Origin of the sequence: Paracoccus solventivorans, assembly GCF_900142875.1 — a bacterium.
GTDB lineage: Bacteria > Pseudomonadota > Alphaproteobacteria > Rhodobacterales > Rhodobacteraceae > Paracoccus > Paracoccus solventivorans.
The window spans coordinates 253,426-277,954 of sequence record NZ_FRCK01000003.1 but is presented as its reverse complement, the minus strand read 5'-3'; the positions used below and the strand labels follow the sequence as shown (position 1 = coordinate 277,954).

Below are 24,529 nucleotides of genomic sequence, written 5' to 3'. Positions count from 1 at the left end.
CGCCTAGCGCCGCCGCCGCGTCTTCGGCTGCCCAGCACCCGAACCCTTGCCCGCGGGCGCCTTGCGGCCCGCGCCGCTGGCAGAGATGATCTTGAAGCGGCTGTCGCCGCCGATTTCCTGCACATCCCCGAAATGCTCGGCCAGCACCGCTTCGTAGGGCAGATGCCGGTTGGCGACCATCCACAGCCGCCCGGCCCCGGTCAGCAGCCCCGCCGCGGCGCGGATGAAGCGCGCCCCCAGATGCGGGTCGGCGGCACGGGTTTCGTGGAAGGGTGGATTCATCACCACCCCGTTCACCGGCTCGGGCAGGCGGAAGGTGGTGGCGTCGGCCCAGTGGAACTGCGCGCGCGGGTCGGTGATGTTGCGGCGCGCGCATTCCAGCGCGGCGTGGTCGGCCTCGACCAGATGCAGCTGCTCGACGCCCGGATGGGTCAGGATCTGCGCGGCCAGCCAGCCCCAGCCCGCACCCAGCTCGACGATGCGGGTGGGCAGGCGCTCGGGCAGCGCCGCGGCCAGCGCCTGCGAGGCCGGGTCCGGCCCGTCGGCCGAAAACACCCCCGGCGCGGTGACGAAACCGCCCGCGATCTGATGCTGGCGCCCGGCCCAGTCCGGCGGCAGCCACGCGCCCGCGGGCAGCGTCACCCGAAAGATCTTGCCATGCGCGCGCGACTGCACCTGGTCCACCGGGGCGAGTTCGCGCAGCTCGCGCAGCACGGAATCGACGCCATCGGTCTTTTGCCCGTCGATCCACAGCGCATCCCCCGGCGCCAGCGCCGCGGCCGCGGCCGCGATGCGGGCCCGCGCCTCGGCCCGCGCCCGCGGCAGGAAGACCACCGCCGCATCGGCGCGGCCCTCAGGCCCCGCGGCGGGGGCGGTCAGCACCCGGAACCCCTGCCCCGCCACCGCGTCGTGCAGCGGCCGGAACCCCTGCACCACCAGCGTGCGCGCCGGGTCAAAGGGCGCAACATCGCCCGGCCCCGCCCCGATCAGCAGCAGCTTTCCCGCGGGCGGGTCGATCAGTTCAAGCCGTGATCCGGCCATCTATGCGGTCCCCGCCATTTATTCCTTTTCCATGGTGCATTGCAGCGGGTGCTGCTGGCGGCGCGCCAGCTCCATCACCTGCGCGACCTTGGTCTCCGCGATCTCGTGCGAGAACACCCCCACCACCGCCACCCCCTTGCGGTGCACGGTCAGCATGATCTCGATCGCCTGCGCGTGGGTCATGCCGAACAGCCGTTCCAGGATATGGACCACGAACTCCATCGGGGTGAAATCGTCGTTCAGCAGCAGCACCTTGTACATCGGCGGGCGCTGGGTCCGCGGCTTGGTCTTGACCGCGACCCCCGCCTCGCCGCCGCCATCGGGGGGCGAGGGCGGCGCAGGGTCGGTCATGCGCGGGGTATCGGTCGAAGACAGCGTCACGGGCAGCTGGTCCTGGCTGGTCAGGGGCATGGCGGTTTGCCGTCCGAATATAAGGATCGCGGCGGGCAAGGAAAGGCCCGGGCAGATACGCACGCCCGGCGGAACACGGCCTGAGGTTGAAAAACTGGCGATTGCGTGGTTCCCGGGCGCAATTCGCCGTGCTATTGTCGATTTATAAACGAATGGCGTGCGACAAGAACACGCCCACAGGCAGAGAGAGCAGGACAGTGCAGATTCTCTATCGGACCCTCATCGCGGGGTGGATCGCCCTTATCGGCGCGCTCGTGCCGCTGACGGCGTCCTCCGCGCCCTTTGCGGCCTTTGTCATGGACGGGCGGACCGGCAAGGAAATCTATTCGCAGAACGCCAATGCCCGGCTGCACCCGGCCTCGCTGACCAAGATGATGACGCTCTACATGGCCTTCACGGCCATCGAGCGGGGGCAGGTGCGGCTGGACAGCCGCTTTACCGTCACCCCGCACGCCGCGGGGCAGCCGCCCTCGCGGCTGGGGCTGCGCGCCGGCCAGCAGATCGAGCTGCGCTACCTGATTCGGGCCGCGGCGGTGAAATCGGCCAATGACGCTGCCACCGCGATCGGCGAGGGGCTGGCCGGTTCCGAAAAGCGCTTCGGCCAGCAGATGACCGCCATGGCGCGGGCGCTGGGGATGAACAACAGCAACTTCCTGAACGCCAACGGGCTGACGCAGCAGGGGCATTATTCCTCGGCCCGCGACATGACCCTGCTGGGGCGGCGGCTGTTCTATGATTTCCCGCAGTATTACTCGATCTTCTCGCGCCGCTCGGCCGACGCCGGGATCGCCACCGTGTCCAGCACCAACAAGCGCTTCCTGGACAACTATTCCGGCGCCGACGGGATCAAGACCGGCTACACCCGCGCGGCGGGGTTCAACCTGACCGCCTCGGCGCAGCGCGGCTCCAAGCGGATCATCGCCACGGTGATGGGCGGCCAGTCCACCGCGCAGCGCAACGAGGTCATGGCGCAGCTGCTCGACACCGGTTTCGGCAAGGCCCCGACCAAGGTGCGCGAGGAACGCCCCGATCCGCCCGCCTATATCGCCGAACGCAAGCGCAGCGTGCAGATGGCGCGCAGCGCGCCGCCGGTGCCCTCGCCGGTGGCGGCGCGGCAGGTCCGCGGCTCGACCGTGCCGCTGGAACCGCCGGCGCAGCGCCAGGCCGAGGCCGCACCGGCCCGCAACGTCGGCTCGGCCCGCCCGTTGCGCCGCCCAGGCAGCGCCGTGGCGCTGGCCGCGGCCCCTGCGGCCGAACCCGCCGCCGAACCTGCACCCGCGCCGACCACGGCGGCGGTGCGGCTGGCCGTGGTCGGGTCCGCTCGCCCGGTTCCGGCGCCGCGCACCGTCGCTGTCGCATCGGCGTCCGCTGCGGCCCCGGCCGCCCAGGCCAAAGCGCCGCGCACCCCCGGCTCGACCTTCGCCGCCGCCGAACCGGCAAGCGGGCGCGCCGCGCTGCTGGCCTCATCGAAGCCGGTGCCCAAGTCCGACACGGTGATCCTGGCCGCGCTCGAGGAAGAGGGCGACCGTTCGGATCCCGAGGCGACCGAGATCGTCTCGCGCCCCGTCACCAAGGGCCGCGGCAACTACGGCATCACCCTGGGCCGCTACAAGACCAAGGCCGAGGCCGAGCAGCTGCTGCTGCGCATCGCGCTGCAGGAAAGCGCGGTGCTGAGCAACGCCGTCCGCCGCGTCGGCGACACCCCCCGCGGCTGGGAGGCCAATTTCTCGGGCCTGACCCGCGACGCCGCACAACTGGCCTGCGACAAGCTCGCCGCCACCGCCCAGCGCTGCACGGTGCTGGGGAACTAGGCGCGCTGGGGCGGCCCCGGCGGGCACGTCCTTTGCGACAAGACACCGAAAACCCCGCGTGAGGCGCGGGGTTTTCTTTTGGGCGGCATCGCGCGCGCCTGGCCGGTTGGGCAAGCCGCCATGGTCATGGAGAGAGCATTCCACCGCATCTGTTGGACGCATGAGCCATGCCGGTCGGGACGAAACCATGCTACATTAGCAGTAACGACTACCTCCCGCTGCGCATAGAGAATACCGTCGCTGCCGGGCAGCCGTCGGCACGCCTCGGGTGCAGTGACAGAGCCTGTTAAGCCAACTCCGACAGCCATCTGCCGGTCCGCTCGACGACAATCCGAGTCACAGAGCCCTGACAAACCCGCCGTGCAGCCTCTATGCCAGTGCGTCGGAGCGCACCCTCCGCCCCTTACGGCTTCGGCCGGTCGTCCCATTCGTCGCTGAGGATACGTTCGGCGTCGCCCTTGGGGTCGTCGTACTGGCGGTTGCGCAGCGCCCAGAGGAAGGCCAGCAGCCCCAGCGCCCCCAGCAGCAGCGATACCGGGATCAGGAAGGCCAGCACCTCCATCAGCGCAGCCTCAGCGCGTTCAGCGTCACGCAGATGGAACTCGCCGACATCGCCAGCGCCGCGATCAGGGGGGTGGCGAAGCCGGCGATGGCGATCGGCACCGCCAGGATGTTGTAGCTGACCGAGATGCCGAAATTCTCGCGGATGCGGCGGACCGAGGCGCGCGCGACGCCGACCGCCTCGGCCACCGGCGCGAGGTTCGAGCCGACCAGCACCATGTCCGAGGCCACCCGCGCCGCATCCAGCGCAGTCGCCGGAGAAATCGAGGCATGGGCCGCGCTCAGCGCCGCGGTGTCGTTCAGCCCGTCGCCGACCATCAGCACCCGGCGCCCCTCGGCCCCCAGCGCGGCCACCACGGCCGCCTTGTCCTGCGGCAGCACATCGGCGCGCCATTCGGCAATCCCCAGCCGCGCGGCGGTATCCGCGACCGCGCCGGCGCCGTCGCCCGACAGGATCAGCACCCGCAGCCCCAGCGCCTGCAGCCTTGCCACGGCCGCCTCGGCCCCAGGGCGCAGGCTGTCGGTGAAGTCGATGCGCTGCACCCGCTCGCCGATGCGCAGCCAGCTGGCGGCGCCCGGGGCGCCACCCTCGGCCCCGATCCAGTCGGCGCGACCCAGCCGCACCAGCTGCCCCTGCCAGCGGCCCTCGACCCCGTAGCCCGGCACCTCGCGCAGCTCGTCCAGCGCGGCGGGGGCGGTGTCTGCCAGCGCCTCGGCCAGCGCCCGCGACAGCGGGTGGCTCGATCCCGCGGCCAGGGACAGCGCCACCGCGCGCGCCTCACCGGCCAGCGCGTCGGGGTTGTTCACCCGCGGGGTGCCCATGGTCAGCGTGCCGGTCTTGTCGAACACCACCGTGTCGACCTCGGCCAGACGTTCCAGCGCGGTGCCGTCCTTGATCAGCAGCCCGGCGCGGAACAGCCGCCCCGACGCCGCGGTGATCACCGCCGGCACCGCCAGCCCCAGCGCGCAGGGGCAGGTGATGATCAGCACCGCCGCGGCGACGTTCAGCGCCACCCGCGCGTCGCGCGTGGCCCACAGCCAGCCCAGAAAGCTGAGCAGCGCCACCGTATGCACCACCGGCGCATAGAAGCGGCTGGCGCGGTCGGCCAGCGAGGTGTAGTGCCCGCGCGCCGATTCCGCCGCCGCGACCAGCGCGGTCAGCCGCGCAAGCGAGCTGTCCTGCCCCGCCGCCGTCACCCGCAGAGTCAAGGGGCCGGTCAGGTTCACCTCTCCCGCGGACAGCGGCTGCCCCGGATGCGCGGCGACCGGCACCGATTCCCCGGTCAGCAGCGAGCGGTCGATTTCAGACGCGCCCGCCGTCACCACCCCGTCCGCGGGGATGCGCCCGCCGGGCCGCACCAGGATCAGGTCGTCCGGGCGCAGTTCGGCCACCGGCACGGTTTCCTCGGCCCCGTCGGTCAGGCGGATCGCGCGCGGCACCTCGAGCGCGGTCAGCTCTTCGGCGGCGGAACGCGCCACCGCGCGGGTGCGATAGTCCAGATAGCGCCCGATCAGCAGGAAGAAGCACAGCATCGCGGCGGCGTCGAAATAGGCGTGGCGCCCGCCGTGGAAGGTCTCATAGACCGAGATCGCGCTGGCCAGGATCAGCGCCAGCGAGATCGGTACGTCCATCCCCAGCCGCCGTGCCCGCAGCGCCCGCCAGGCGCTGGAAAAGAACGGCTGCCCGGCAAAGGCCACGGTGGGCAGCGCGATGGCGCCGGAAATCCAGTGGAACAGGTCGCGGGTGTTGGCGTCGGCCCCCGACCACACCGCCACCGACAGGATCATGATGTTCATCATCGCAAAGCCGGACACCCCGATCCGCATCAGCAGATCGCGGCCGTGGCGGTCGGCGGCGGTGGCCGACAGCGCGCCTGGGTCGAGTTCATGCGCCTCGTAGCCGATGCGGTCGAGCACCGGGATCAGGTCGGGCGCGGCCAGCCCCTCGGCGTCGACGATGACCCGGCGCAGGGTCAGGTTCACCCGCGCGTCGCGCACCCCCGGCACCGCCCGCAGCGCGCGCTCGACATCCGAGATGCAGGCGGCGCAATGGGCGGTGGGCAGCGACAGCACGATGTCGCCGCGCGCCGGCCCGGTCTGCGCCAGCCGCCCGGCCAGCGGCGCTGCATCGCAGGCCGGGCAGGCGCTGAAGCGGCTTTCGAAATCCTGGGTGGCGTGGGTCATCCCTTCACCCGGCTGCCCGAGAAATGGTCGATGCGCTGGCGGAACGGGGTGCCGTCCCAGGCCTCGGCGGTCAGGTGGATGATCCAGTTGCCCGGGGCCAGGGTCAGCGGGGCGCGGAACATCCCGTTTTCATAGCTGAACTGCGGGGTCTGGTCGTCGCGCACATGGGTGGGTCGGCCGATGCTGGCGGTCAGGTTGCGGACCCGGGCCGGGTTGCCCTGCGCATCGCGGACCATCAGCGTCAGCTCGGTCCCGTCATAGTCGGGGGTGACGGTCCAGCCCAGCGATTCCTGCGCCACCCGCTCGGCGTCGAACACCTGCGAGGCGACGTAGCTGTTCGGGGTTTCCAGCCCCGGGAAAGTGCTGACCGCCTTGAAGGCCATCAGCAGGTTCACCGCGATGATGACGCCAAAGGCGCCCAGGGTGATCGCCAGCACATGCCGGCCGGTCAGTTCGCATGCCATCTATCGCCCCCTTCCCTGGAACACGGTTTCCACCGCGGCGCGGCGGCCGGACACCACATCCTCGATCCACAGGATCAGCCCGGCCTGCGCGCCGTCCGCCAGCGCCGAGCCCGGCCCGGCGGTCAGGTAGACGCGCTGTTCGTAGGTGGCGTCCTGCGCCACGGTCACGGCGTCGCCGCCGCCTTCCAGCGTCAGCTCAAGCCCGTCCAGCGCCGCGCCCGCGGCATCGCTGACCCCCACGGCAAAGGTCTTTTCCTCGCCCTGCTTGTTGCGCAGCCGCAGTTCGTAGGTGTTGCGGATCGAGCCGTCGGACATGGTGACATACAGCGGGTTGCGGATCGGGGTGACGTTCAGATCATAGGGCGAACGCAGGAAAAGCGCCACGATCAACCCGACGCCGATCGCCGACCACAGGCCGAAATACAGCAGCGTGCGCGGGCGCAGCACATGGCGCCACAGCGACTCGCCCTCTTGCCCGGTCTTTTCGGCGCTTTCATCCTTGAGCGCCATATAGTCGATCAGCCCGCGCGGTTTGCCGATGCGCGCCATCACGTCGTCGCAGGCGTCGATGCACAGCGCGCAGGTGATGCATTCCAGCTGCTGGCCGTCGCGGATGTCGATGCCCATCGGGCAGACGTGGACGCAGGCCAGGCAGTCGATGCAGTCGCCCTTGAGCGCGGTAGGGCTGTCGGATTTCGTGGCCTCGCCCTTGGCGATCTTGCCGCGCGGCTCGCCCCGCCATTCGCGATAGGCGACGGTCAGCGTGTCCTCGTCCATCATCGCGCCCTGGATGCGCGGCCAGGGACAGGCGTAGATGCAGATCTGCTCGCGCGCGAAACCGCCAAAGAAAAAGGTGGTCGCGGTCATGATCGCGATGGTGGAGTAGGCGATCGGATGGGCGTTGCCGGTGACCAGATTGCCCAGCAGCGTCGGGGCATCGGCGAAATAGAACACCCAGGCGCCGCCGGTCAGCAGCCCGATCAGCAGCCACACCACCCATTTGGTGACCCGTAGCCGCGCCTTGCGCGCGTCCCAGCGCTGTTCGTACAGGCGGATGCGGGCGTTGCGGTCGCCCTCGATCCAGCGCTCGACCAGGATGTACAGGTCGGTCCAGACGGTCTGCGGGCAGGCATAGCCGCACCAGACCCGCCCCAGCGCCGAGGTGAACAGGAACAGCCCCAGCCCGGCCATGATCAGCAGCCCGGCGACGAAATAGAACTCGTGCGGCCAGATCTCGATCCAGAAGAAGAAGAAGCGGCGGTTGGCGAGGTCCACCAGCACCGCCTGGTCGGGCAGGCCGGGGCCGCGGTCCCAGCGGATCCAGGGGGTGATGTAGTAGATGCCCAGCGTCACCGCCATCAGCACCCATTTGAGGCTTCGGAACTTTCCCTTCACCCGGCGCGGAAAGATGGGTTCGCGCGCCGCATAGAGGCGTGGGGGTTCCTGCTCGACTGTGGACATCCGTCGCTCCGTTGCCGCAGGGCACGGTGGCGGACCCTGCAAATGCGGGCTTGACTTACATCAAGCAACCGATGGCCCGTCATATATGGGACAGGGCCGGAAGCTTTTAGGGGCGTTTTGTCGCAGCCTCCGCCAAGGCCGGACAGAACGCGATCCGGGCGCGGCCCTGGGGGGCGCGCCCGGGAAGTCCGGTGGTCCGCCGGCCAGCCGCTGCGGCGACCGGCCCGGCTGCGCGGTCACGCAATCGGGGCCGGCGCGGGTGCAGCCCGGCGGGCGGGGGCGGCGATCACTCGCCGCCGCCCAGCCCGTGCACATAGGTCGCGACCGCGCGGATGTGGCTTTCCGACAGGCGGCCCGCCCAGGCCGGCATCACGCCGAAGGGGCCGTCGTGGATGATCCGGCGGATCGTGGCCTCGTCGGCCTGCCCGTTGACGTTGTACAGCCAGACCGCATCGGTCAGGTCGGGCGCGCCCTGCATCCGGTCGCCGGTGCCGTCCTCGGCGTGGCAGGCGATGCACTGCTCTTCAAAGACCACGGCGCCGGCCTCGGCCGCGGCCTGATCGTGCGGCTGGCCCGACAGCGACAGCACGAATTGCGTCACCTCGTCGATCTGCTGGTCCTCCAGCAGCCCGTCCACGCCGAAGCGCGGCATTTCCGAATAGCGGGTGTCGCCGTCGTCGGGGCTGCGGATGCCGTGCATCACCGTCAGGTGAATGTCCTCGATCGAACCGCCCCACAGCCAGTCGTTGTCCAGCAGGCTGGGATAGCCCGGGTTGCCGCCCGCGCCCGAACCGTGGCACTGCGCGCAATAGGTGCGGAACACCGCGGCGCCGGCGTTGTTGGCATAGTTGAGCAGATCGGGATCGCCCTGGATCTCGGTCAGGTCCACTGCGGCCAGCCGGGTCTCGATCGGGGCGTTCGCCTCGTCAAAACGCTGGATCTCGCGCGCAACCTCGTCGCGCGGGGTCGTGCCCAGGAAGCCCTGGGTGGTGCCCTTCAGCAGCGGCACCGCCGGGAAGGCCAGCGCATAGGCCAGCGCCCAGGCGATCGTCACGTAGAAGGTCCACAGCCACCAGCGCGGCAGCGGGTTGTCGTATTCCTCGATCCCGTCCCAGCTGTGGCCGGTGGACTGGACCTCGACCACCTTCTTGCCGACCCGGCGGGTGACCTTGCGGCGCGGCTCGCGATCCGCGCGCGGCTTCACCCCCACGATATTCTCGGGGACGTTGCGCAGGATCTGCTCGGCGTTTTCCGCGTCGGCGGCCTGCCGCTCCAGCGAGATCCGGTTTTCCGGGTTCGCCGGGCTGGTGTGCGGATCGTCGGCGCTGACCCCCAGGTTTTCGGCCACCTGGCGGTCCAGCGGGGTCGGCGTCGGGTTTTCGTCTTTCGGATCGGCCATCAGTCGACCTCCTTGCGGTCCTCCGCTTCCCTGTCCTCAGGGGCGGGTTTCGTCTCGTTGCGGAAGATGCTCTCGGCGGCGTCCTTTTGCAGCCGGCGCGCGCCGGGGCGCCAGACGAACAGGATCACCCCGACGAACACCAGTGTCAGCACCAGCAGCACCCAGCTGTCGGCGAGCTGGCGCAGGAACGTATAGCGGTCCATGCTCCTGCCCGCGTCAGCGATGCTGGTCGGGCTGGAAGGTCGAGAAATCGACCATCGTCCCCAGGACCTGCAGATAGGCGATCAGCGCATCCATCTCGGTCACGCCCGGCTGGCGGTCGAAGTTGCGCTGCTGCGCCCCCGGATACCGCTCTTCCAGGTCCGAGCCGTCCGCGTCGGGATCGGCCTGCGCCACGAAGTCGGCGCGCGCCTCGGCTAGCATCTCGTCGCTGTAGGGCACGCCGACGCGGCGGTCGGCGACCAGCCGGTCCTCGATGTACTTGGCGTCGATCGGGCGGTTCAGCAGGAAGCCGTAGCCGGGCATGATCGATTCCGGCACCACCGACTGCGGATTGACCAGGTGGTCGATGTGCCATTCGTCCGAATAGCGGCCGCCGACCCGGGCCAGGTCCGGCCCGGTGCGCTTGGAGCCCCACTGGAACGGGTGGTCGTACATCGATTCCGCGGCAAGGCTGTAATGGCCATAGCGCTCGACCTCGTCCCGCATCGGGCGGATCATTTGGCTGTGGCAGGTATAGCAGCCCTCGCGGACATAGATGTCCCGCCCGGTCAGTTCGAGCGGCGTATAGGGACGCATCCCCTCGACCTTCTCGATGGTGTTTTCCAGGTAGAACAGCGGCGCGATCTGCACGATGCCGCCGATGGTGACGACCAGGAACGAGAACACCAGCAGCAGGGTGGCGTTCTTTTCGATGATCTTGTGGTGATCAAGAAGGGCCATGAACTTTGCCTTTTCTTATTCGGCCGGCACGGCGACGCGATCCGACGCGACGCGCGGCTGGCGGGCAACCGTGGCCCAGAGGTTCCAGCACATGATGATGCCGCCGGTCAGGTAGAACACCCCGCCCAGGGTCCGCACCACCAGCATCGGGTATTTGGCGACCACCGTGTCGGCGAAGGCGTTGACCAGGAAGCCCTGGGTGTCGACCTCGCGCCACATCAGCCCCTCCATGATGCCCGACACCCACATGGACGAGGCGTAGAGCACCAGCCCGATGGTGGCGAGCCAGAAGTGCCAGCTGACCAGCGACAGCGAATACAGACGCTCACGCCCCCACAGACGCGGCACCAGGTAGTAGAGCGCGCCAAAGGTGATCATGCCGTTCCAGCCCAGCGCGCCGGAATGCACGTGGCCGATGGTCCAGTCGGTATAGTGCGACAGCGAGTTCACGGCCTTGATCGACATCATCGGCCCCTCGAACGTCGCCATGCCGTAGAAGCCGACGGCGACGACCATCATGCGGATGATCGGGTCGGTGCGCAGCTTGTCCCAGGCGCCCGAGAGGGTCATCAGCCCGTTGATCATGCCGCCCCAGCTGGGCATCCACAGCATGATCGAGAACACCATCCCCAGCGTCGCGGCCCAGGCCGGCAGCGCGGTGTAGTGCAGGTGGTGGGGGCCGGCCCAGATATACATGAAGATCAGCGCCCAGAAGTGGATGATCGACAGCTTGTAGCTGTAGACCGGACGCTCGGCCTGTTTCGGGATGAAGTAATACATCATCCCCAGGAAGCCCGCGGTCAGGAAGAAGCCGACGGCGTTGTGGCCGTACCACCACTGCGTCATGGCGTCCTGCACGCCCGAGAACAGCTGCACCGACTTGGACCCGAACACGGACACCGGAATCGCAAGGTTGTTGACCACGTGCAGCATCGCGATGGTCACGATGAAGGACAGGTAGAACCAGTTGGCGACGTAGATATGGGGCTCGCGCCGCTTCATGATGGTGCCGACGAACACCGCCAGGTAGGTCACCCAGACCGCGGTCAGCAGCCAGTCGGCGTACCATTCCGGCTCGGCGTATTCCTTGGAATGGGTGGCGCCCAGCACATAGCCGCTGGCGGCCAGCACGATGAACAGGTTGTAGCCCCAGAACACGAACCACGCCGCATTGCCGCCCCACAGCCGCGTGGCCGAGGTGCGCTGCACCACATAGAACGAGGTCGCGATCAGCGCGTTGCCGCCAAAGGCGAAGATCACCGCCGAGGTGTGCAGCGGGCGCAGCCGGCCGAAGTTGGTGTAGCCGGCGGTCCATTCGGACAGGTTCAGCACCGGCCAGGCCTGCTGGGCGGCGATGACGACGCCGACGAGGAAGCCCACGACCGCCCATCCGGCGGTGGCGATCACCCCCGCACGGATCACGCCGTCCATGTATTCCGATCCGGCATTCGCCAGCGCGCGCTGGCGGATCGGGTCGTCCATGGTCCGCATGGTCCACAGGAACGCCGTGCCTGCGGCCAGCATCACAATCAGCGCGCTTACCATAAATGCCAGATCGCGCGCGTAATTGGCCGCGATCGCGGCAAAGACCGCAATCGCGCCCAGCACGATCAGCTTCAAGCTATCCCACATCGTGTCGGTATCCTTCGTGTCGAAACGGCCCGGCCGACTCGTCCGCTGACGATCCGCCAGGCCGTCGTGCCCGTGTGCTCTAGGGAGGGAAACTTGACCAATCCTTGATCTAGGTCAATCAAAGGGGGGCAAACTGCGGCTTAAGGTCGCCCCCGCGGGCAAGTTGTCCCGCCAATATGGAGCAGCGCAATGGGCTACAAGACCATCCTTACCGTCATCACCCAGACCGGCCAGATCGCGCAGCTCGAATCCGCCATGGCGCTGGCCCGGCGCGAGGATGCGCATCTCGAGGTGTTCGCGCTGGGGGTCGACCGCACCCAGACCGGATATTACTACGCCGGCGCCTCGGCCTATGTGTTCCAGGAGGCCGTCGACCGCGCCATGGCCACCGCCGAGGCGATCGAGGCCGAGATGCGCGAGCAGCTCTCGCACGAGGATATCCGCTGGTCGCTGGACAGCGCAGTGGCCCAGATCGGCGGGCTGTCGTCGCTGGTGGCGATGCGGGCGCGCTATGTCGATCTGGTGGTGCAGACCCAGCCCTACGGCCCCGACGCCGCCCCCGACGCCGAAGCCGTGGTCGAGGCGGCGCTGTTCGAGGGCGGCGCCCCGGCGCTGATCATGCCGCGCGGGGCAGAGCTGGGAACCGCGGTGGGCAAGCGGGTGCTGATCGGCTGGAACCAGTCCGACGAGGCGCTGCACGCCGTCCGCCGCGCCATGCCGCTGCTCAAGATGGCCGAATCGGTGGAAATCGCGGTGGTGGACCCCTCGCCCCATTCGCCCGAGGGCTCGGACCCCGGCGGGCGGCTGTGCCAGATGCTGACCCGCCACGGGGTCAACGCCAATATCGCGGTGCTGGCCAAGACCCTGCCCACCGTCACCGAAGTGCTGAACCGCCGCGCGATCGAGACCGGCGCCGACATGATGGTGATCGGCGCCTACAGCAAGTCGCGGCTGCGCGAGGCGATCCTGGGCGGCGTGACAAGGCGGATGCTGGAACATGCTACGCTGCCGGTGCTGATGGCGCGCTGAGCGCTTAAGGAGCGGCCGGGCATCCGGCCCTTCCTGCATCACGGGCCGCGCCCCATTACGCCCCCCGAGGGTGAGGTTCAGATCGGCAGGCCGCCGTCGGAGCTGATGGCGCGCTGAGCGCAGTCACGCGCCGATCGCGCAAAGGGGGTGACCCGGCATCCGGCCGTCCCCGCAGCACGGGCCCGTCCCCATCGCAGCCTTCTGGAGGAGTCAGATCGGCAGGCCGCCGTCGGAATCGTCGCCGCTTTCGGTGACCAGCCGGTTGAAATCGGGCACCGCCACCTGCCGCTTGCCGACCAGCCGGATCACCCCGTCCCGCTTCAGCGCCGAGATCTGGCGGCTGACGGTTTCCAGCGTCAGGCCAAGATAATCGGCCATCGCCTCGCGGGTCAGTGGCAGCTCGATCTCGATCCCGTTTTCCGGCTCGGCCTGCATCAGGGCGGCGTGGCGGCGCGCCAGGATCACCAGGAACGAGGCGATCTTTTCGCGCGCCGACTTGCGGCCCAGCAGCAGCAGCCATTCGCGCGCCGCGTCCAGGTCGTCCAGCGTCATGTCCAGCAGCCGCCCCGAGATCCGCGGGTTCGAGCGCAGCAGATCCTCGAAGGGCTTGCGGCGGAAACAGCACAGCAGCAGGTCCGACAGCGCGGTCACGTCATAGGCCGACACCGCCCGTCCCGGCCGGCCCAGGAAGTCCGACGGCAGCAGCAGCCCGACCATCTGGGTGCGCCCGTCCTCCATCGTCTGCGACAGCCCGGCCACGCCGGTGACGACCGAGGCCACGAACTCCATCCGCTCGCCCGCCAGCGCCACGGTCTGGCCGGCCTGATAACGGCGATAGTATTTGGTGGCGTCGAGACGGTCGAGATCCCCCGCCTCGCAGGTGGCACAGACCGCGCGGTAACGGATCGGGCAATCCGCACAGGGAACCTGCATCGGGTGGCAGGTTTCAGGGGTGATGCTCTTGACCTGTGTCAATGCCGTGTCCAGTTAAGCCGGGCAATGAATAGCGCCATGGAACAGGAATCGCAACTGACCCGCCTGGGGTTGTTCGACGCGCGCGTGCCGCGTTACACATCCTATCCGACCGCGCCGCATTTCAAACCCACGGTAGGCGCTGCCGATTTCACCCGCTGGGTGCAGGAGATCCCGGCCGGGGCGGCGATCTCGCTGTACATGCATGTGCCGTTCTGCCGCAGGCTGTGCTGGTTCTGCGCCTGCCGCACCCAGGGCACCCAGTCGGACGCGCCGGTGCGCGCCTATGCCGACGTGCTGCTGCAGGAACTCGATCTGCTCAAGGCCAGGCTCGCCCCCGGGGTCAGGCTGTCGCGCCTGCACTGGGGCGGCGGCACGCCGACGCTGATGCCGCCCGACATGATGCGCCGCGTGGCCGGCGCGGTGTTCGACGCGTTCCCGCTTGCCGAGGGGGCAGAGTTCTCGGTCGAGATCGACCCCAACGAGATCGACGAGGCCCGCATGGACGCGCTGGCCGAGGCCGGACTGACCCGCGCCTCGATCGGGGTGCAGGACTTCGACCCCGAGATCCAGAAGACCATCGGCCGCGAACAGAGCTTCGAGATCACCGCGCAGGCGATCCGCATGATCCGCGACCGCGGCATCGCCAGCCTGAACACCGACATCCTTTACGGGCTGCCCCACCAGACCCCGCAGAAGATCGCCGATTCCATCCAGAAGCTGATGGCGCTGTCGCCCGACCGCATCGCGCTTTACGGCTATGCGCATGTGCCGTGGATGGCCAAGCGGCAGGTGATGATTCCCGACGACACCCTGCCCGACGCGCAGGCGCGGCTGCGGCTGTTCGAGGTCGCCCGCGACCTGCTGGTCGCCGACGGCTATGACGAGATCGGCATCGACCATTTCGCCCGCCCCGGCGACGGGCTGGCGGTGGCGCAGCGCGCCGGGCTGCTGCGCCGCAACTTCCAGGGCTACACCGACGATCTGGCGCAGGCGCTGGTGGGCATGGGCGCCTCGTCGATCTCGCGGTTTCCGCAGGGCTATGCACAGAACGCCCCCGCCACCGGCGCCTATACCAAGGCGATCCGCGAGGGGCGCTTCTCGACCACCCGCGGCCATGTGTTCACCGACGAGGACAACTGGCGCGCCCGGATGATCGAGGCGCTGATGTGCGATTTCCGCATCTCGGCCGAGGAGTTCATCCGCGACCACGGCTTCACCCAGGCCGCACTCGCCGCGCTGTTCGCCCCGGTCAAGGAAGAGTTCGGCGACATGGTGCAGCTGGACGATAGCGGCCTGTCGATCCCCGAACCGGGCCGCCCGCTGACACGGATGATCGCCCGCCGCTTCGACGGCTACGAGATGGAGGCCAAGGGCCACAGCCCCGCCATCTGACCTGCCGCGCGGGGGCCAGCCCCCGCGCCCCCGGGATATTTCAGGACAGAAGATGTTTCCGCCGGAGCGGCTTCTTCTGTCCGAAAATATCCTCGGGGGAATCGCCGTCAGGCGATGGGGGGCAGACAGCCCCCTTGCGACGGCGCCGCAGCCACCCCGCCCCTGCCCTATCGGCCCAGCTTCGCGTGAACCTCGTCCAGATCGACCTCGCCCTTGGGGAACTTGTTGTCGGGGTCGTCGAAGTCATAGCGGAACAGCTGGAAGTCCTTGCGGTAGATTTCCCAGATCAGATGCCGCGACAGGTCGTCGAAATATGCGCTGACCTTGTGGGCGCGTTTCGGCCCGTGGCCTTCGGATTCGTTGAACCGCGGCACCTGCGCCACGTCCATGCGGACCGGAGTGCGCGCCGCGTCCAGCACCCTCTGCATCCCCTCGTTGAAGTTTTCCGTAAAGAAGATCTGGTCGTAGCGGCCGCCGTTCACGATGAAGGTGGCGATATGGCCCGACATCGCCGACCAGTGGATGTCCGGCTCCATCGGGCGGCGCCAGCGGATGGTGTCGCGGGCAAACAGCAGGAAGCGGCGGAAGCTGCGGATCTGGTCGAAGTCGAACCCGTCCTCGGGGCTGCCGACCTCGACCCCGTAGCGCTGCATCAGCTGCGGCACCAGATTGCCGCGGTAGCGCTTGCCGTTGCGCTGGATGCCGGCGATCTTGTCGAAGAATGACGACAGGATCCGCGCATAGGGATTGCGCACGCAGGTGAAGGCGACCGGGCGGTGGGCCAGCACCGCCGCCTCGATCAGCGGCTGGCTGCGATCCTGGTTCCACTTGTGCAGCCCCTCGGTCGCGTCGTGGATGTCGCCGTCGTAATAGCGGCCGTGGTCGGAATGGAACATGATCTGCCCGATGGTCGAGCAGGCGCATTTGGGCACCACCCGATAGGCCATGCTTTCGCTTTCGGTCATCCAGGTTCCGGGAAACCCCATGGCTCGCGTCCTCGTAAAACTCGTAAGATATTGGTGCGTCTTGTTCGTGCCCATAAAATCGTTATGCACGCAAGGCAACTCGCCACCGGCGGATCGCCCGAAACGGGGGCGCACGCACGCGGCCCGGCGGGCCGGAAACACCGCACGGGGTAGCTGCGCATGGCCCGCATCGCCTTCATCCTGCTTTGCCACAAGGACCCGGTGGGGGTTATCGCGCAGGCCAGGCGGCTGACCGAATCCGGGGATTTCGTCGCCATCCATTTCGACGGCCGCGCCGATGCGGCGGATTACGCGCAGATTCGCGCCGGGCTTGCCGGCAACCCGGCGGTCGCCTTTGCGGCGCGGCGGGTGCGCTGCGGCTGGGGCGAATGGTCGCTGGTCGCCGCCACGCTGGAGGCCGTCCGCACCGCCGTCGCGGCGTTTCCGCAGGCCTCGCATTTCTACATGCTGTCCGGCGACTGCATGCCGATCAAATCCGCGGCCTATGCGCATGAGTTCCTGGACGCCCACGACCTCGATTTCATCGAAAGCTTCGATTTCTTCGACAGCGACTGGATCAAGACCGGCATCAAGGAAGAGCGGCTGATCTATCGCCACTGGTTCAACGAACGCACCCGCAAGCGACTGTTCTATGCCAGCCTCGAGGCGCAGAAGCGGCTGGGGCTGGCGCGGCGGGTGCCCCCCGACCTGCAGGTGATGATCGGCTCGCAATGGTGGTGCCTGCGCCGGCAGACGATCGAGACCCTGCTGGCCTTCTGCGACCAGCGGCGCGACGTGATGCGGTTCTTTGCCACCACCTGGATCCCGGACGAGACCTTCTTTCAGACCATCGTCGCCCATGTGGTGCCGCGCCGGGAAATCCGCTCGCGCACGCTGACCTTCCTGATGTTCACCGACTACGGGATGCCGGTGACCTTCTACAACGACCACTACGACCTGCTGCTGGGGCAGGATTATCTGTTCGCCCGCAAGATCAGCCCCGACGCGATCGAGCTGCGCAAGCGGCTGGGGGCGCTGTGGCAGGCCAGCGACGCGCAGTTCCCGATCACCAACGAGGCCGCCGGGCTCTATCGCTTCCTCGCGGGGCGCGGCCGCATCGGCCGCCGCTTCGGCCAGCGCTTCTGGGAGGCGGACGGATCATTGGGCCGCGGGCGGCGGCTGATCCTGATCGTGGCGAAGAAATGGCATATCGCCAAGCGGCTGACCGCGGCGATCCGCCGCCACACCGGCATCCCGGCGGTGGACTACCTGTTCAATGAACTGGACGCGCATCTGCCCGACATGGGCGGGATCGAGACGACGCTGGCCAAGCGCGAACGCCACCGCCGCGCGCTGGTCAAGATGCTGTTCGTCCAGTTCGAAAGCCCCTGCGTGGCGCTGTGCCTCGACCCCTCGGCGCTGGGGCTGATCCAGGATTTCCTGGACGACAAGGCCGAAACAAGGGTGCTGCTGATCGATTCGGATTTCGACGACGATTATGTGCGCGGCCATATCGGCCGGGTCGGGCTGGCCGGTCAGCACAGCGCCCCCGAGCAGGTCAGCCGGCTGATCCCCGCCGTCCGCGCCGATCTGGAACATGAAGGCGAGCGCATCCGCGACCTGGAGATCGAGGGGTTCCAGGTGATCTCGCCGGCGCTTGGAACCAATGCCAACGCCGCGGCGCTGGCAAGGCTGCTGGACCTCGACCCCGATACGGCGCTAGCCCTTGCCGGCACCGATCATCTGTTCGACGACTGAAGGAGCCCGTCCATGGCCTATGACGACAGCAACATCTTTGCCCGCATCCTGCGCGGCGAAATCCCCAATGACACGGTGGCGGAAAACGAACACGCGCTGGCCTTCCGCGACATCCGCCCGCAGGCGCCGATCCATGTGCTGGTGATCCCCAAGGGCGCCTATGTCAGCTACGACGATTTCGCAGCCAATGCCCCGGACGCGGAAATCGTCGGCTTTCACCGGCTGGTGGCGCAGGTCGCAAGGTCCGAGGGGCTGATGCTGGCCGAGGGCAGCGCCGGGTTCCGCGCCATCACCAACGCCGGCGATGACGGCGTGCAGGAGGTGCCGCATTTCCATCTGCACCTGCTGGGCGGCCGCCCGCTGGGCCGGATGCTGGCGCCGCAATAAGGCTCAGCCCCGGGTCAGTTCAAGGAACACGTCCTGCAGATCGGGCTGCTCGGTCGAGACATCGACCATCGGCACCCCGGCCCCGCGCAGCGCATCGACGATCTGCGCGGCCTGGGTGCGGCCGGTGTTCCAGCTCAGCGCCAGTTGCCCGTCGGGGCGGCGCTCGGCGGTGACGCCCTCAGGCAGCGGCGGCAATTCGCCGCGCCAGTCGCCGGGATCGACCAGCAGCGTCTTGGACCCCATCCGCGCCAGCAACTGGCCGGTGGGCTCCTGCACGATCCTGGCGCCGTGGTTGATGATGGCGATCTCGTCGCACATCTCCTCGGCCTCTTCCAGGTAATGGGTGGTCAGGATCACCGTCATTCCTTGCGCATTCAGGCGGCGCACGTTGGTCCACAACATCTCGCGCAGCCCGATGTCGACGCCGGCGGTGGGTTCGTCCAGCACCAGGATGCGCGGGCGGTGGACCAGCGCCTTGGCCAGCAGCAGCCGCCGCTTCATCCCGCCCGAAAGCTGCCTTGTATAGCTTTCCGCCTGCGCGGTCAGTCCGACGAGTTCAAGGATCTCGTCCGTCCAGCGGTCGGCCTTGGGGACCGCGTAGAGCCCGGCCTGCACCTCGAGACTGGCGCGCGGGGTCAGGAACGGGTCGATGTTCAGCTCCTGCGGCATCACCCCGATGGCGGCGCGGGACTGGCGCGGGTTCACGTCCTGGTCGAAACCCCAGATCTCGACCTTGCCGGCGGTCTTGTTGACCAGCCCGGCGAGGATGTTGATCAGCGTCGATTTCCCGGCCCCGTTCGGCCCCAGCAGCCCGAAGATCGAGCCGCGGGGGATCACCAGATCGACGCCCTTCAGCGCCTCTTTCGGGGGGCTGGCGCCGTCTGCGGCATAGACCTTGCGCAGCCCGCTCAGGCGGATCGCCGCATCGGGCAGGGCAGCAGCTTGCGGCTGGATCGGGGCGGGGTGCGGAATGGGGGACATCGGATAGCCTTTCGCGGCCCGGGGCCGCGGCTGCGGCGCATCTTGCGGCAGCGGGCCGGGGCTGGGTAGTATGGCCCCGTTAAACCGGTCCCGCCCCGCCAGCACAAGAGAGCCCAGATGCAGCACGCAATCTCTGAAACCCCGATGTCCACCAACCAGGACCCGGAGGCGGCGGTCCTGCCCGCCCCCGAGACCGAGATCGTGACCAGCTGGAAGGTCGCCTGCTCGGGCAACGAGGCGCTGGGGCTGGGCCATCCGCGGGTGTGGCTGCGCATCGCGCCCGAGACCGGCTTTGTCGATTGCGGCTATTGCGACAAACGCTTCGTGATCGACGCCGAACACGCGCACGAGGATCACTGATCCCCCCCTCCGCTCCCGACGGGCCACTTCTTCCTTACTCAAATATCCCGGGGTGCGGGGCAGCGCCCCGCTTGCGGCGCGATCTGCTGATGCGGCGCGGCCGGACTGGGGCGCCGCCCCAGACCCCGGGATACTTAGGCACCAAAGACCACGCCACCGGGCGAGAGTGCGGCGCGCCTGATCAATGCGCCTCGGCCCAGTTGCGCCCCGAGCCCGCATCGACGACCAGCGGCACGCTGAGGCGCACGACCGGATCGGCGGCGCCAGCCATCACCTGGCGCGCGGCGGCGATCAGCGGTTCGACCGCAGCCTCCTCCGCCTCGAACACCAGCTCGTCGTGGACCTGCAGCAGCATCCGCGCGGGAATGCCTTCGATCGCTTCGGGCATGCGGATCATGGCGCGGCGGATGATGTCGGCAGCGGTGCCCTGGATCGGCGCGTTGATCGCCGCGCGGCGCGCACCGGCCGCCGCCGGGCCGGAAGACGAGATCCCCGGCGTATGGATGCGCCGCCTGAACAGCGTGCGCACGAAGCCCTGCGCCTTGGCCTCGGCAGTGGTGCGGTCCATATAGGCGCGGATTTCCGGGAAGCGCTGGAAATACATGTCGATGAAGGCCTGCGCCTCGGCCCGCGGGATGCGCAGGTTGCGCGCCAGCCCATAGCCCGAGATCCCGTAGATCACCCCGAAGTTGATCGCCTTGGCCTGCCGCCGGATCATCGGGTCCATGCCCTCGACCGGCACCCCGAACATCTGGCTGGCGGTCATCGCATGGATGTCGATGCCGTCGGCGAATGCCTGTTTCAGCGCCGGGATATCGGCGATATGGGCGAGAATCCGCAACTCGATCTGGCTGTAGTCGAGGCTGACCAGCCGCTTGCCCTCGGGCGCCAGGAACGCCTCGCGGATGCGGCGGCCTTCTTCCGTGCGCACCGGGATATTTTGCAGGTTCGGATCGGTCGAGGCCAGCCGCCCGGTCGCCGCACCCGCGATGGAATAGCAGGTGTGCACCCGCCCGGTGTCCGGGTTGACGAAGGTCGGCAGCGCATCGGTATAGGTGGATTTCAGCTTGGCCAGCGCCCGCCAGTCGAGGATGCGGGCGGGCAGCGCGTGCCCCTCGGCCGCAAGATCCTCGAGCACGTCGGCGCTGGTCGACAGCGCCCCCGACTTGCCGGCCTTGGTGCCGGTCAGCCCCATCTGGCCGAACAGGATCTCTCCCAGCTGCTTGGGCGAACCGAGGTTGAACCTGCCCCCCGCAAGCCCATGCGCCTCTTCCTCCAAGGCCGCCATCTTCTGCGCAAAGGCGCCGGACATCCGCGACAGATGCTGGCTGTCGATCTGGACGCCGGCCATCTCCATCCCGGCGAGCACCTCGATCATCGGCCGCTCCATCGTCTCGTAGACGGTGGTGACCTGGGCCGCCGGCAGCTGCGGGCGGAAATGCTGCCACAGCCGCCAGGTGATCTCGGCATCCTCGGCGCCGTAGCGGGTGGCGGCGTCGATGGGCACCTGCGCGAAGGTGATCTGGCTCTTGCCCGAGCCGATCAGCCCCTTGATCGGCTGGCAGCGGTGCCCGACATAGGTTTCCGCCAGCTCGTCCAGCCCGTGGTTGTGCAGGCCCGAGTTCAGCACATAGCTCATCAGCATGGTGTCATCGACCGGCGCCATGCGGATGCCCAGCCGGGCGAGGATCTTCCAGTCGTATTTGGCATTGTGCAGGATCTTCAGCACCGCCGGGTCTTCCAGCACCGGCTTGAGCATCGCCAGCGCCTGATCCATCGGGATCTGCCCCGCCGCCTGCGCGCCGCCGCCGAACAGATCGGCGGTGCCCTCGACATGGCCCAGCGGCAGATAGGCGGCCTTGCCAACCTCGGTGCAGAAGGAAATCCCCACCAGATCGGCGCGCATCTCGTCCAGCCCGGTGGTCTCGGTATCAACGGCGACCATGCCGCGCTCGGCGATCGCGTCCAGCCAGCGCTGCAGCGCGGCGGTGTCGCGGATCGTCTCATAGGCGTCGCAATCGACCGGCGGGAACTGAGGGGCGGCGGGGGCCGCAGCCTCGGGCGGGGGGACCACCAGCTCGGGCGCGGTCGTCCCGAAACGCTCGGCCACGCGCTTGGTCAGGCTGCGGAACTCCATCCGGTTGAGGAACTCCATCAGCACGTCGGGGTCGGGGTCCTTGACCTCGAGCGTGGCCATGGCGAAGTCGATCGGCGTCTCGCAATCCAGCTGCACCAGCCGTTTCGAGACGCGGATCTGATCGGCATGGTCGATCAGGGTCTGGCGCCGCTTGGGCTGCCTGATCTCTGCCGCGCGGTCGAGCAGCGATTCGAGGTCGCCGTATTCGTTGATCAGCAGGGCGGCGGTCTTGATGCCGATGCCCGGCGCCCCCGGCACGTTGTCGGTGGGGTCGCCCGCCAGCGCCTGCACATCGGCCACAAGCTCGGGCCACACGCCGAATTTCTCGAACACCTCGTCGCGGCCGATGGGCTTGCCCTTGATCGGGTCCAGCATCTCGACCCCCTCGCCCACCAGTTGCATCAGGTCCTTGTCGGAACTGATGATGGTGACGCGCCCGCCCAGCTCACGCGCCTGGCAGGCCAGGGTGGCGATGATGTCGTCGGCCTCGAAATCGCGGATCTCGATCGAGGGCAGGTTGAAGGCGATGGTCGCCTCGCGCGTCAGGGGAAACTGCGGGCGCAGTTCTTCGGGGGGCTCGGGGCGGTTGGCCTTGTAGGCGGGGAAGATCTCGTTGCGGAAGGTTTTCGAGGAGTGGTCGAAGATCACCGCCACATGCGTCGGCGCATCCGGCCCCTTGGCATCGTTGATGTATTTCCAGATCATGTTGCAGAAACCGGCCACCGCCCCGATCGGCAGCCCGTCGGATTTCCGCGTCAGCGGCGGCAGCGCGTGAAAGGCGCGGAAGATGAAGGCCGAGCCGTCGATCAGATGCAGGTGGCTGCCCTTGCCGAAGCCTTCGTCGTTCATCGCCCGTTCCCCTTGTTCGCCGTTGCGCCATCTTCTGCCATGCCGCGGGCACTGGCGCAAACGGCCCCCGCAGCGCCCCGCCTGCCCGCGCCGCGCCACCTGCCCCGCCGCATGGGTATTTGAGCCAGAAAGAAGCTCGCATCCGCCGGGCACCATGGACTTCTTTCTGGTCCAAATACCCATGCGACCGCGACGCAGGCCCAAGGCCGCATGGCGGGGCGCGGCGGCGCGGCGGCAGCGGTATGCCACCGCATACCGATTGATCCCCCAGCGCTTTCGGCCTATGACGCCCGCGTTATCAGCCCATCGCTGCCAAAGGATCAGCCCATGACCGACACCCGCACCGAAACCGACAGCTTCGGCCCGCTGGAAGTTCCGTCCGACCGCTATTGGGGCGCGCAGACGCAGCGGTCCCTGGGCAATTTCAAGATCGGCTGGGAAAAGCAGCCCACAGCCATCGTCCGCGCGCTTGGCGTGGTGAAACAGGCGGCGGCGCAGGTCAACATGGCGACCGGCAAGCTGGACCCCGCCATCGGGGGCGCGATGGTCGAGGCCGCAGGCGAGGTAATCGCGGGCAAGCTCGACGATCATTTCCCGCTGGTGGTCTGGCAGACCGGTTCCGGCACCCAGTCGAACATGAACGCCAACGAGGTGATCTCGAACCGCGCCATCGAGATCCTGGGCGGCGAGATGGGCTCGAAAAAGCCGGTCCATCCGAACGATCACGTCAACATGGGCCAGTCCTCGAACGACACCTTCCCGACCGCGATGCATGTCGCCATTGGCATGGTCGCGCGCGACGTGCTGCTGCCGGGGCTGGAGCATCTGGCGGGTGCGCTCGAGGCCAAGCGCGACGAGTTCAAGGACATCATCAAGATCGGCCGCACCCATACCCAGGACGCCACCCCCCTGACCCTGGGGCAGGAGTTTTCCGGCTATGCCCATCAGGTCCGCATGGGGATCGAGCGGGTCAAGCTGTGCTTGCCGCAGATCTACGAACTTGCGCAGGGCGGCACCGCCGTCGGCACCGGGCTGAACACGAAAAAGGGCTGGGACACCGCCATCGCCGCCGAGATCGCCAAGATCACCAGCCTGCCCTTTGTCACCGCGCCGAACAAGTTCGAGGCGCTGGCCGCCCATGACGCGATGGTGTTCTTCCACGGCGCGCTCAAGACCATCGCCGGCTCGCTGTTCAAGATCGCCAACGATCTGCGCTTTCTGGGCTCGGGGCCCCGCTCGGGTCTGGGCGAGCTGATCCTGCCCGAGAACGAGCCGGGTTCGTCGATCATGCCGGGCAAGGTGAACCCGACCCAGGCCGAGGCGCTGACCATGGTCTGCGCCCATGTGATGGGCAACGACGCGGCGGTGGGCTTTGCCGGTAGCCAGGGGCATTTCGAGCTGAACGTGTTCAACCCGATGATGTCCTACAACGTGCTGCAATCCATGCAGCTGCTGGGCGACGCCGCCGTCTCCTTCACCGACAACATGGTGGTCGGGACGCAGGCCAACACCGCGCGCATCGAAAAGCTGATGAAGGAAAGCCTGATGCTGGTGACGGCGCTGGCGCCCACCATCGGCTATGACAACGCCACGCTGGTTGCCAAGACCGCCCACAAGAACGGCACCACCCTGCGGGAAGAGGCCGTTGGCCTCGGCCTCGTCACCGAGGACGAATTCGACCGCATCGTGCGCCCCGAACAGATGGTCGGCCCCGAGGACTGATCGCCATTCCGCGCGGGGCCACGGTCCCGCGCGGCTTTCCCGGCGCCCGCGGGCGCGCTATCCTGCCG

At 68.3% G+C, this 24,529-nt stretch carries 21 protein-coding genes; 7 read left to right on the top strand and 14 right to left on the bottom strand.

Annotated features, from left to right (window positions below; translation table 11 throughout):
* Positions 1 to 3: 3 nt before the first annotated feature.
* Positions 4 to 1,041, bottom strand: a complete 1,038-nt coding sequence (locus BUB57_RS07080) for a class I SAM-dependent methyltransferase (RefSeq protein WP_073064381.1) — start codon at positions 1,039 to 1,041, stop codon at positions 4 to 6.
* A gap of 18 nt (positions 1,042 to 1,059) precedes the next feature.
* Positions 1,060 to 1,392 carry an ATP-dependent Clp protease adapter ClpS gene (gene clpS / locus BUB57_RS07075; protein WP_073064767.1) on the bottom strand — a complete coding sequence of 111 codons (333 nt, stop codon included), beginning with the start codon at positions 1,390 to 1,392 and terminating at the stop codon, positions 1,060 to 1,062.
* A gap of 257 nt (positions 1,393 to 1,649) precedes the next feature.
* On the opposite strand from clpS, the gene BUB57_RS07070 reads away from it, so the two are divergent.
* Entirely contained in the window at positions 1,650 to 3,263 is a 1,614-nt protein-coding gene (locus BUB57_RS07070; protein ID WP_327082958.1) for a D-alanyl-D-alanine carboxypeptidase family protein, read from the top strand.
* Positions 3,264 to 3,666: 403 nt separating this feature from the next.
* On the opposite strand, the gene ccoS is transcribed toward BUB57_RS07070, so the two are convergent.
* From ccoS to ccoN, 8 genes are all read right to left on the bottom strand, one after another.
* Positions 3,667 to 3,825, bottom strand: coding sequence for a cbb3-type cytochrome oxidase assembly protein CcoS (gene ccoS / locus BUB57_RS07065; RefSeq protein ID WP_073064378.1), 159 nt, complete (start codon positions 3,823 to 3,825; stop codon positions 3,667 to 3,669).
* A complete protein-coding gene (locus tag BUB57_RS07060) occupies positions 3,825 to 6,008 on the bottom strand; it encodes a heavy metal translocating P-type ATPase (protein ID WP_073064375.1) in 2,184 nt (727 codons plus the stop codon). Before BUB57_RS07060 ends, ccoS begins: the two co-directional genes overlap by 1 nt.
* Complete coding sequence (locus tag BUB57_RS07055; protein WP_073064372.1) at positions 6,005 to 6,472, bottom strand: FixH family protein; 468 nt, start codon at positions 6,470 to 6,472, stop codon at positions 6,005 to 6,007. The genes BUB57_RS07060 and BUB57_RS07055 overlap by 4 nt, the downstream gene beginning before the upstream one ends.
* Positions 6,473 to 7,933 (bottom strand): cytochrome c oxidase accessory protein CcoG, encoded by a 1,461-nt coding sequence (gene ccoG / locus BUB57_RS07050; protein ID WP_073064369.1) that lies wholly within the window; start codon positions 7,931 to 7,933, stop codon positions 6,473 to 6,475.
* A 286-nt stretch (positions 7,934 to 8,219) separates the two neighbouring features.
* Positions 8,220 to 9,077 carry a cytochrome-c oxidase, cbb3-type subunit III gene (ccoP, locus tag BUB57_RS07045; RefSeq protein WP_234952017.1) on the bottom strand — a complete coding sequence of 286 codons (858 nt, stop codon included), beginning with the start codon at positions 9,075 to 9,077 and terminating at the stop codon, positions 8,220 to 8,222.
* 254 nt (positions 9,078 to 9,331) lie between these two features.
* Entirely contained in the window at positions 9,332 to 9,535 is a 204-nt protein-coding gene (locus tag BUB57_RS07040) for a CcoQ/FixQ family Cbb3-type cytochrome c oxidase assembly chaperone (RefSeq protein WP_073064366.1), read from the bottom strand.
* A gap of 13 nt (positions 9,536 to 9,548) precedes the next feature.
* Positions 9,549 to 10,274 (bottom strand): cytochrome-c oxidase, cbb3-type subunit II, encoded by a 726-nt coding sequence (gene ccoO / locus BUB57_RS07035; protein WP_073064362.1) that lies wholly within the window; start codon positions 10,272 to 10,274, stop codon positions 9,549 to 9,551.
* 15 nt (positions 10,275 to 10,289) lie between these two features.
* Positions 10,290 to 11,906: a cytochrome-c oxidase, cbb3-type subunit I gene (gene ccoN, locus BUB57_RS07030; protein WP_073064359.1), complete on the bottom strand. Its 1,617-nt coding sequence runs from the start codon at positions 11,904 to 11,906 to the stop codon at positions 10,290 to 10,292.
* Between the two features lie 189 nt (positions 11,907 to 12,095).
* Here ccoN and BUB57_RS07025 point away from each other — a divergent pair, with 189 nt between their 5' ends.
* Positions 12,096 to 12,935 carry a universal stress protein gene (locus BUB57_RS07025; RefSeq protein WP_073064357.1) on the top strand — a complete coding sequence of 280 codons (840 nt, stop codon included), beginning with the start codon at positions 12,096 to 12,098 and terminating at the stop codon, positions 12,933 to 12,935.
* A 210-nt stretch (positions 12,936 to 13,145) separates the two neighbouring features.
* Here BUB57_RS07025 and fnrL read toward each other — a convergent pair whose 3' ends face one another.
* Positions 13,146 to 13,868 (bottom strand): transcriptional regulator FnrL, encoded by a 723-nt coding sequence (gene fnrL, locus BUB57_RS07020; RefSeq protein ID WP_073064353.1) that lies wholly within the window; start codon positions 13,866 to 13,868, stop codon positions 13,146 to 13,148.
* 78 nt (positions 13,869 to 13,946) lie between these two features.
* On the opposite strand from fnrL, the gene hemN reads away from it, so the two are divergent.
* On the top strand, positions 13,947 to 15,302 hold the full coding sequence (gene hemN / locus BUB57_RS07015) for an oxygen-independent coproporphyrinogen III oxidase (protein WP_073064349.1): 1,356 nt from the start codon (positions 13,947 to 13,949) through the stop codon (positions 15,300 to 15,302).
* Positions 15,303 to 15,469: 167 nt separating this feature from the next.
* Here the strand turns inward: hemN and BUB57_RS07010 are convergent, their stop codons facing one another.
* Positions 15,470 to 16,288: a sulfotransferase family protein gene (locus BUB57_RS07010; protein ID WP_073064347.1), complete on the bottom strand. Its 819-nt coding sequence runs from the start codon at positions 16,286 to 16,288 to the stop codon at positions 15,470 to 15,472.
* 159 nt (positions 16,289 to 16,447) lie between these two features.
* Between BUB57_RS07010 and BUB57_RS07005 the strand changes: the two genes are divergently transcribed.
* Both BUB57_RS07005 and BUB57_RS07000 read left to right on the top strand, forming a co-directional pair.
* Positions 16,448 to 18,025, top strand: coding sequence for a DUF5928 domain-containing protein (locus BUB57_RS07005; RefSeq protein WP_073064344.1), 1,578 nt, complete (start codon positions 16,448 to 16,450; stop codon positions 18,023 to 18,025).
* A gap of 12 nt (positions 18,026 to 18,037) precedes the next feature.
* Positions 18,038 to 18,412, top strand: coding sequence for an HIT domain-containing protein (locus BUB57_RS07000; RefSeq protein WP_073064340.1), 375 nt, complete (start codon positions 18,038 to 18,040; stop codon positions 18,410 to 18,412).
* 3 nt (positions 18,413 to 18,415) lie between these two features.
* Here the strand turns inward: BUB57_RS07000 and BUB57_RS06995 are convergent, their stop codons facing one another.
* Positions 18,416 to 19,393, bottom strand: a complete 978-nt coding sequence (locus tag BUB57_RS06995) for an ABC transporter ATP-binding protein (RefSeq protein ID WP_073064337.1) — start codon at positions 19,391 to 19,393, stop codon at positions 18,416 to 18,418.
* 144 nt (positions 19,394 to 19,537) lie between these two features.
* Between BUB57_RS06995 and BUB57_RS06990 the strand changes: the two genes are divergently transcribed.
* Positions 19,538 to 19,753, top strand: a complete 216-nt coding sequence (locus BUB57_RS06990; RefSeq protein WP_073064334.1) for a zinc-finger domain-containing protein — start codon at positions 19,538 to 19,540, stop codon at positions 19,751 to 19,753.
* A 181-nt stretch (positions 19,754 to 19,934) separates the two neighbouring features.
* Here the strand turns inward: BUB57_RS06990 and polA are convergent, their stop codons facing one another.
* Complete coding sequence (gene polA / locus BUB57_RS06985) at positions 19,935 to 22,739, bottom strand: DNA polymerase I (RefSeq protein ID WP_073064331.1); 2,805 nt, start codon at positions 22,737 to 22,739, stop codon at positions 19,935 to 19,937.
* 327 nt (positions 22,740 to 23,066) lie between these two features.
* Here polA and fumC point away from each other — a divergent pair, with 327 nt between their 5' ends.
* Entirely contained in the window at positions 23,067 to 24,461 is a 1,395-nt protein-coding gene (gene fumC, locus BUB57_RS06980) for a class II fumarate hydratase (protein ID WP_073064327.1), read from the top strand.
* Positions 24,462 to 24,529 lie beyond the last annotated feature (68 nt).